General features: G+C 34.8%; 7 protein-coding genes, 1 tRNA gene and 1 pseudogene. 3 read left to right on the top strand and 6 right to left on the bottom strand.

The window, feature by feature from the left end:
- Positions 1 to 19: 19 nt before the first annotated feature.
- Positions 20 to 607, bottom strand: a pseudogene (locus X927_RS09435) (reverse transcriptase domain-containing protein); the annotation flags it as partial.
- Positions 608 to 884: 277 nt separating this feature from the next.
- Entirely contained in the window at positions 885 to 2,057 is a 1,173-nt protein-coding gene (locus X927_RS09430) for a type III PLP-dependent enzyme (RefSeq protein ID WP_103077806.1), read from the bottom strand.
- A gap of 412 nt (positions 2,058 to 2,469) precedes the next feature.
- On the opposite strand from X927_RS09430, the gene X927_RS09425 reads away from it, so the two are divergent.
- The 3 genes from X927_RS09425 (at position 2,470) to X927_RS09415 (ending at position 4,250) form a co-directional block, all read left to right on the top strand.
- A tRNA-Leu gene (locus X927_RS09425) sits at positions 2,470 to 2,557 on the top strand.
- Positions 2,558 to 2,680: 123 nt separating this feature from the next.
- Positions 2,681 to 3,628 (top strand): GAF domain-containing protein, encoded by a 948-nt coding sequence (locus X927_RS09420; RefSeq protein ID WP_211287859.1) that lies wholly within the window; start codon positions 2,681 to 2,683, stop codon positions 3,626 to 3,628.
- Positions 3,629 to 3,641: 13 nt separating this feature from the next.
- Complete coding sequence (locus X927_RS09415) at positions 3,642 to 4,250, top strand: NUDIX hydrolase (protein ID WP_103077805.1); 609 nt, start codon at positions 3,642 to 3,644, stop codon at positions 4,248 to 4,250.
- A gap of 4 nt (positions 4,251 to 4,254) precedes the next feature.
- Here X927_RS09415 and X927_RS09410 read toward each other — a convergent pair whose 3' ends face one another.
- The 4 genes from X927_RS09410 to X927_RS09395 all read right to left on the bottom strand — a co-directional run bounded on the left by X927_RS09410 (position 4,255) and on the right by X927_RS09395 (position 9,053).
- On the bottom strand, positions 4,255 to 5,502 hold the full coding sequence (locus X927_RS09410; protein WP_103077804.1) for a glycerate kinase type-2 family protein: 1,248 nt from the start codon (positions 5,500 to 5,502) through the stop codon (positions 4,255 to 4,257).
- A 12-nt stretch (positions 5,503 to 5,514) separates the two neighbouring features.
- A complete protein-coding gene (locus X927_RS09405) occupies positions 5,515 to 6,858 on the bottom strand; it encodes a GntP family permease (protein ID WP_103077803.1) in 1,344 nt (447 codons plus the stop codon).
- 23 nt (positions 6,859 to 6,881) lie between these two features.
- Positions 6,882 to 7,994: a diguanylate cyclase domain-containing protein gene (locus X927_RS09400; protein WP_103077802.1), complete on the bottom strand. Its 1,113-nt coding sequence runs from the start codon at positions 7,992 to 7,994 to the stop codon at positions 6,882 to 6,884.
- A gap of 90 nt (positions 7,995 to 8,084) precedes the next feature.
- The gene (locus tag X927_RS09395; protein ID WP_103077801.1) at positions 8,085 to 9,053 is read right to left on the bottom strand and encodes a phosphoadenosine phosphosulfate reductase domain-containing protein; all 969 of its coding nucleotides are present in this window, start codon (positions 9,051 to 9,053) and stop codon (positions 8,085 to 8,087) included.
- Positions 9,054 to 9,056 lie beyond the last annotated feature (3 nt).

The raw sequence follows: 9,056 nt of genomic DNA, 5'->3' as shown, positions 1-9,056 counted from the left end.
GTAACTGTCAAACTCAGGAATCGTCTGCATACCTGCAAAACTTGTGTCCCCTTTTCGTTAGTTCTACGTCAAGTTCGTGGAGCATTATGTTGCTTAGTAATGGGGATAGCGGTCCTCCTTGTGGAGTCCCTTCTTCTGTTTCTATTACTACCCCATTTACCATTACCCCACTCTTGAGGTATTTCCTTATCAGGGATATCACTCTGCCATCTTTTACGTCTTTTGATATTATCCTCATCAGTTTGTCATGGTTTACTGTGTCAAAGTAGCGTTCTAAGTCTATGTCCACTATCCATGTGTGCCCTTCATTTAGGTATTCTTTGCTTTTTCGTATGGCTTGTTTTGCGTCTCGTAATGGCCTGAATCCATAACTGTTATCTACAAATTTCTTTTCGTAAATCGGTGTCAACACCTGGGCTATGGATTGCTGGATTACTCTGTCAATTGCTGTTGGTATGCCTAGTAGTCTTTTCCCTCCATCCGGTTTCGGTATTTCTTTCCTCCTTACCGGCTTCGGGGTGTACCTTCCCTCAAGGAGCTCTTGTCTTAATTCTTCTCCATGTTGTTTGAGATATCCAAAGAGTTCTTCTACTTTCATCCCGTCTATCAGCCAGATATACTCCGTGAAGTTCTGGATAGCTATTGGACTTCGTTTTGCCTTGCAAACTCGTCCACTTCACTTAGCCTTGTATCTGGTTCTTGTTCATCGGACCGGGACTTTGCCTTGGGCTTCCTTCAGATTCCACCTCACGATGGACACCCTTGCCTTCGACTAGTGGTTCCCGCTACCAGGCCCACAGCGGACTTTCACCGCTTAGCTATTGCCCATGCTGGGCGCACAAAATGAGGCCTTTAAAACCAGGCCTCATATAAATTTTACGCAATTAGCTTTGTACTTCTTCCATTAATAGTATATTGTTTTTTAACAAAGCTTCTAAATCTTCGACTGTGTATACTTTAAGTGGTTCTATACCGTTAAAGGATGTCGCATATTCATTGGTGTAAGCACCTGTATTTATGAAATATACTATATCATTATAATCAATATCGATTGGTAACTCAATTTCATCGTAGATAGTATCTACACTGTCACAGGTAGGGCCAGCTAAGGTCATAGTTGTTGTCTCGGAATACTCTTTACCTTCCACCAACACTTCATACCTGAAATTTTCAATGGTTTCCATTAAACCGTGAAAAACCCCAGTATCTAAAAACACCCAGTTTTGTGTACCCTTTCTACCTCTTAAAAGTACTCTTGATGCAATTATTCCAGCATTCCCAACCATAGACCTTCCGGGTTCAGATAAAACTCTTAATCCTTCCACCCAACCAAGATACTCTTTGATCGATTCATTTATTACTTCTCCAATTTCTTCTACTTCCGGAACTGGTTTTGTATGTTTTACTGGAATGCCACCACCTAGATTCAACATTTTTAAATCAATCTTTTGCTTGTGAAGTTTTTCAAAAACCTCGCTGGCATTCAAAATTGCTTCCTTCCACTTGTATTTGTTATATGATTGTGAGCCAACGTGGAAAGATACCCCATAAGGTATTAGACCTTTTCTTTTTGCATATTTGAGGATTTCTATTAAATGATCGACATCTGTTCCAAATTTACCTGACAGTGGCCAATCTGAATCATTGGAACTCATTGACAATCTTCCATATACTTTCGCACCTGGAGCGTTTCTTGCAATTTTTTCGACTTCCATTTCTGCATCTACTGCAAAATATTCGACTCCATTATCCCAGGCAAATTTTATATCTTTTTCTTTCTTTATGGTATTTCCAAAACTCATTTTATCTGTAGAAATTCCCAACTTCATTAATTTTTCTATTTCCCCTCTTGATGCAACATCAAAAGAAGCTCCTAAATCTCTTAATGTTTCAAGTATGCTAGGATGTGAATTGGCTTTTACCGCATAAAAAATTTCGACATCGTTGATTGAATTTTTGAGCTTGTAATAATTTTCCTTTACATAATTAGTATCTAACACTAAAAAAGGTGTTTCAAGAGTTTTTGCCGCTTCTCTTATGAGTTGCGTTAATTCCAATTTATCCAACCTCCCTAAGTTTTTTTTGGATTATACTGCCTTTAGAAACTCTAAAACTTCGTATATAGCGCCCTTTCACCCAATCGTTAAGGGGTAAACCCCTTAAGATCCCCAAGTTCAAAATCAAAGTTTATTTTAAAAAAGCTTTTTGCACAAAACTGCGAAAGGGTTTACCCTTTAAAATCTAAATCTAATTTTTGAAAACAATTTTATTTCTAAAGTATTTGGTTTTTGGAGAATCCCAATTTCAAAAATTATAAATTTACAATTGAATATTTAATACACAAAAAGTAACGCACAAACATTTATTTAGTTAATATATAATTATGCTAAGTTACATTATTAAATATCCCGAAAGGTATTCACAAAATTCCTTTGTAGTGGTATAATTTAAACGAATAGCAGTTAATAAGCCGAGGTGGCGGAATTGGTAGACGCGTAAGATTCAGGATCTTATGGGCTTTTAGTCCGTGCGGGTTCAAGTCCCGCCCTCGGCACCATCCACCTTTCCTTAAGAGGCGGAAGCCCGTTTCTTCAGAAAAGGTGGTTTTTTTTATTTTATGATTCAATTTTGATATAATTTAAATAATTGTCGGAAAATCAAAAGGAGGTCCATTGTATTAATGAGAAGCGTTTTTAGAGATTTTACTGATTATTTTTTTGAAATATTAACTTATCCAAAAGAAAAGTGGAATTTATTTTGGCAGGATTACAAGAGAACTTTAGATTTTATAAATCTTTATCAAGAAAAAAAAGGTATCAAAGAAGATGAGATTGTTGAAAAATTTAAAAAAATTGGAAGAAGGGAACTTGACAAGGCTTTTTGGTACAAGCAAGAAATTATAAAAGATTTAAAAGCTGATATCATCAAGGATCTGACAAAATCCTCTGAAAAGTTTCAACTTGACAGGGGAGATTATGCGGTTTATTTAACTGTATTCATGGGTGAGAGCCCTTACGAATTTTTAGAATCATTCAAAGGAACAATAATTGGTGTAGATATACTTTATTTTTATTTCAACAGGGATAAGATCGATCCAAAAAGCTTAATAGAAGAAGCAATAATGGAATTCATTAATTCTACAACACCCAATAAGAAAAAAGCCGACTTTTGGATTTTATACGATAAGATAAAAACTATTATCAGTGATAAAAATTATAACGATAAGCAGAGTATTTTAAAATTAATTTCTCAATTGTTAGCTGAAAGGATACCTTATTATAATTGGGTAGGTTTTTATCTGGTCGATGAGAGAGATGGTAATTCGCTTGTATTAGGACCTTTTGTTGGAGAGCCAACAGAACACACAAAAATAAAGTTTGGACAAGGAATCTGTGGACAAGCGGCGAGCACAAAAGCAACCTTCGTTGTTGATGATGTTAGCAAAGAAGAGAACTATCTTTCATGCAGCCCAAAAACACAGGCGGAAATTGTTGTTCCCATATTTGATAAAAAGGGAAATATTGTTGGTGAAATAGATATTGATAGTCACGAAAAAGCCCCTTTTAATCAAGATGATCGATCATTTTTGGAGGCTATTGCGGAACTACTTTCTGAAAGATTTTGGTAAATAAGGTGATTATGTGAATCTAGATAAAATTAAAGAAATTTTTAAAGATTATTCTCCAAAACCTATAGGAGTAGAAAAATGTTTTTCTGTGTTGATTTCTTTGATACAAAAAGACAACTCTTTACACCTTTTATACGAATTGAGATCAAAGACTTTAGTGAGACAACCTGGAGAAGTTTCTTTTCCCGGAGGAGAAATTGAGGCAAATGAAACACCAAAAAATGCAGCCATTAGAGAAAGTTGTGAAGAATTGAATTTACAACCAAATAACGTAGAAATATTGGGAGCTGCGGATTATCTCCTTACTCCCTTTAATTATTTAATATATTCATATGTTGGTTTTTTGAATATAAACGTCAACACAATAAAACCTAATGAAGAAGTGGAAGAAGTATTTACTGTACCTTTAGAATATTTCTTATCTCATGAACCTTTAGTTCATAACACTTATCTTACAAACGAAATAGATGAAGGTTTCCCTTATGATCTTATCCCTAATGGAAAAGATTATAACTGGAGAGTTGGTAAATACCCTGTTTATTTCTATGTTTACGAAGATAGAATTATTTGGGGCATCACCGCCAGATTAACGTACGAGTTTATTAAGAAATTGAGACATTGACTATTCAATTACAGAGTATAAAAGTTAAATCATTTACATTTGTGCCGGTAGGACCTGTTATAACTAGACCGTCAACACTTTGTAGGGCATGATATGAGTCGTTGTTATTTAATACCTTTTCAACATCTATTCCTTTCTCTTGTAATCTGTTAACCGTTTCTCCATCAACTATTCCACCGGCCGCATCCGTTGGGCCATCAGTTCCATCTGTTCCTACTGAAGCTATCAAAACTTCTTGATATCCTTTAATACCTCGAGCTGCTGATAAAACCAGTTCTTGATTTCTTCCTCCTTTACCCTTTCCTCTAACATGAACTACCGTTTCTCCTCCTAAAATTATTGCACAAGGAGTGTTTAAAGGTCTTTCTCTTTCTTTTTCCTCTCTAACGATGGCTGCTAAAAATGAACCAGCTTCTTTCGCTTCACAGTCAAGCGTAGTTGTTAAAATCATAGTATTATATCCCAAATTTTGAGCAATTTTGACAGCACTTTCACAAACCTTAGTTACACTACCAATAATCCTTGTTTCAACGTTATCTAGATGTTTTGGAGTCTCATTTTTTAGGGCATGTAAGATTTTTTCTGAAAGTGTTAAGTCATATTTTTTTATTATTTTTTCCACATCTTCGAGGGTGGTAGAATCAGGGTATGCAGGACCAGAAGCAATACTATCCAATCTATCACCTAACACATCAGATAGAACAAGAGAATATATTTTTGCAGGTTCAACTAACTTCGCAAAATTCCCTCCTTTAACTCGAGAGAGATGTTTTCTCACCGTATTTATTTCCACTATATTTGCTCCAGATTTTAACAACATATCTGTTACATTTTTTATGTCTTCTAAATTAACACCCTCAACTGGAATTTCAAAAAGGGCTGATCCTCCTCCAGAAACAAGAAATAGTACAACATCATTTTCGCGTAAATTTTGTACCAATTCTATAGCTTTCTTTGTAGATTTTATAGTATTCTCATCTGGAATAGGGTGACCCGCTTCATATATTTGTAGGCTTTCTATTGTACCTTGAGAATGACCATATTTTGTTATAACTATTCCATTTTTTACCTTATCCTTTAAAAAATCTTTTGCTGATTTAGCCATCCTCCAAGCAGCTTTTCCTATAGCAACTATGTGAATATTATCTTCTAAACTCATTTTCTCAAGTTCTTGTTGAACAGCTTTTTCTGGTAAAACAGAATCTATTGAATTTTTTATTATCCTAAAGGCATCTTCACGTAAATTTTTCAAACAATCAACTCCTTACAAAATTATTAAACTTATAATCCATATAATAATTGCCGCTGTGACTCCTTCTACCAAAGTTCCCAGCGTTTGAAGTTTATAAGCTTGATTGACACTCATTCTTGAAAATTGTGAAACAACCCAGAAATAACTATCGTTAGCATGAGATACCACCATGGATCCAGCTCCAATCGCAACAACAGACAATGCTATTGCAGCAGGTGTGGTCAAACCTAGAGAGCTCATTAATGGAGCCATTAATGACGCAGTAGTTATTATAGCAACAGTTGAAGAACCTTGGGCAGATTTAATCGCTGCAGCTACGATAAATGGTAGCCAAATACCCAAATTAGCTGTAGCCAACCCTTCTCCTAATACATCTGCAATTCCTGAATTTTGTAAAACTTTTCCAAATGCACCACCAGCTCCCGTTATCAAAATAATAGATGCAGCATTCAACAACCCTTCACCTACCCAACCACTTGAAGAAAGCATCTTTTTATCTAATTTTTTGGGTAAAGTGAAAGCTATTAAAACTCCAATTAAAAGAGCGATTACCGGATTACCAACGAACCCAAAAAAACTTCTAACAGCGCTATCCCCAAAAGGTCTGGTTGGGAAATCAGAAATTGATTTTAAAAGAATCAATATGATAGGCACAACTATGGGCATGAAAGAATTAAAAGTCGAAGGAGCTTTCTTAGTTCTTTCCTCTATCTCGACATCGCTCAATTCTGGTTCTGGTTCAATATATATTCTTTTGCCCATTATATTGGCATATAATACGCCTATAAGCATGGCAGGAATAGAAACTATCAACCCAATCAATATAACCATTCCCAAATCCGCGCCTAAGATCCCAGCGGCTGCTATGGGTCCTGGGGTAGGAGGAACCATCGTATGTGTAGCATATAATCCAAGACTCAGAGCAAGACCAGTTGCTGCAAGGGAGAACTTCGCCCTCTTCGTAACAGCCCTATTTAAAGGAGAAAGGATTACAAATCCAGAGTCACAAAAAACAGGTATGGAAACTATATAACCTATTATAGCCATAGCCAACGGAACTCTCTTTTCCCCAGTTAATTTTAAAGTAGCTTCAGCCATCTTAAAAGCACCACCAGATTTTTCAAGGAAAGTACCGATTATCGTACCAGCGGCGATCACTATGCCTATACTTCCAAGCGTTCCTCCAAAACCACCGGTAATTGAATCAACTATTTCCGTCAAACTCATTCCAGAAAAAATACCGAACAAAACAGCAGTGAACAACAAAACTAAGAAAGGGTGCAGTGTTAACCTTGCAGTTGCAAAAATTATAAAAATAACAGATAAAATCAACAAAATGATCAACCATATACCCATTAGTAATACCCCCTTAATATTAATTAATGTATTTCTTTTTCCAAATACATTCTTTTATCGGCTATTTCAATGGCTTTCTCAATATCAGGAGCTTCTTCAGGGACAAGACAGTAACCTGTACTTATAGAAGATATTATCAACATATCGTTGAACGTTATTGGGGTTTTAACAGTTGATTTGATCCTTTGTATTATTATATCAATACTAATGTTCTCCGTTATTTCATCTATTATTATAATAAATTCGTCTCCTCCGTACCTAAAGATTAAATCATCAGATTTAATAGAATTTTGAATTCTCTTTGTAAGAATTTTTAAAGCTTGATCCCCTACGGTGTGACCAAAATTATCGTTAATCTTTTTAAAATTGTCAAAGTCCAGAAAAATAACCGCCTTTTTTGAAGTATCGGATTTATATTGAGAGATATATTTTTCAAGGGCTTTTCTATTATACACTTGGGTTAATATATCTAACTCTGAACTGAGAAACTGTTCGCTCACAGAAAAAACAGTTTTTAAGACTCTATCTATGTCTTCTAAAAAGTAATTTATTAATTCTCTTTCAAATTTCGATACTTTTGCTTGCTTAAACCAATCAACATTCAAAACACCTATTATTTCATTTTTTACCATAATCGGTATGCCCAACCAAGATTTAGACAAGCTATGTTTTTGATACCACAGGCTATTCTTTTTAGTGTCCTTTATGAAAAGTACTTTTTTTGTATCAATTACTTTTTTAATATGCTCTCCACTGATTTGTATTTCTGAGGCTACTTCCTCTAAAGGAAGAAAGTCTAAATCCTTTGACCAGAATAAAAATCTCCATTCATCATTATTTGGAGTCAATAAAAAACTCCAAGAATCGGCTTTTAAAAAGAGTGGTAACTTTTCAATGATAGATTCAAGTGCACAATCCTTTTCAACCTCGTTTTCTAAACAGGTAATAGCCGTTTCAAAAAGAGAACTTTTAAAGCGTTCCCTTATAACATTTTTTGGACTGGGAGGAGCGAAAGCAGGTGGTTTATCTTTTTCATTAACAATTCTTCGAACATAGATAGCGGTTTTTATCCCCGTGTAGAAAACATAGACCAATATAAACAAAAGTACAGTAGAAATGATAATTATATATACCATACAATCTCCCTCAAATACTAATTATAGTATAAATTTTTTTACCTTAACATTATATCACGATTCTATCCAAAGGGGTAGAATTGCCATTTTTTAGAGCTTATTATAATCCACTACAGCGAAAGTCCAGAGTTTGTAGTTTGAGCTTTTTATCCATTCTGCGGTTATGGGCATAGCAAATTCCGGAGCCAATCTCCCATTTAATATCCAGTATTTCGACTCTTCGTTGTTATATATACCTGGATTTACCAAAATCTTGAGCTTTAAAGCAGCATCTACTATATCAACAAAATCTATTGTTTCTTCATTCTGAAGGAGATTTTTTATCTCTTCTAAAATTTTTTTAGAGGGTAAAGGTTTAACATTAATCAGAGCAATATTTTTCGAAAGAGGACCGATGATTTTAACGTTTGCGATCTCTCTTTGAACATCGTAAAAATCAAGCACATCGTGAATCACTTCGTTGGCAATGATATCTGCTCTTGAATGATAATCTCTATTTACAGACATTTTTAATAAATGCTTGTACTTACATCCCTCTCGTATTTTATTCTCCCCAATTTTTGGTATTGTTATATTATAGTACTTTAAAATCTCCTGGATTTCTTCTTTGTTCAAATTTAAAAGGGGAGAGTATATTCCGTCAAAAAACTTAATCCCAGTATTACCCCATGAATCAGATAAGTTTGCACCTGAAGCGACTATTCCCTTATAAGAAAACTGCTTTACCTTTCGGATTTTTACAATCCTTGTACATTGATTACAATTTGGACCATGGTACATTATCTCTTCCTGTTCTTCTTCACCACGTGAAAAAAACAATTTTAAACCCAACTGTTTGGATAAGGTTAAAACGGCCTCTAATCCTTTTGAGTAAGAATAACCACCAAAGCAAACGTTTACCAAAGTAATCTTACTTTGGGGCAAAATATCTTTTGCAAGCAATGCCACAACAGTACTGTCCATACCTCCAGAAAAAGCTATATACAAATTTTTGTTACCTATTATCTCTTTCATTTCCTTTTTTATAGAATCTATTTTTTCTTCAATCGTTGTTGTCATTTC

The organism is Petrotoga mexicana DSM 14811 (assembly GCF_002895565.1).
Lineage (GTDB): Bacteria > Thermotogota > Thermotogae > Petrotogales > Petrotogaceae > Petrotoga > Petrotoga mexicana.
This window is presented reverse-complemented; position numbering and strand designations above follow the sequence as displayed.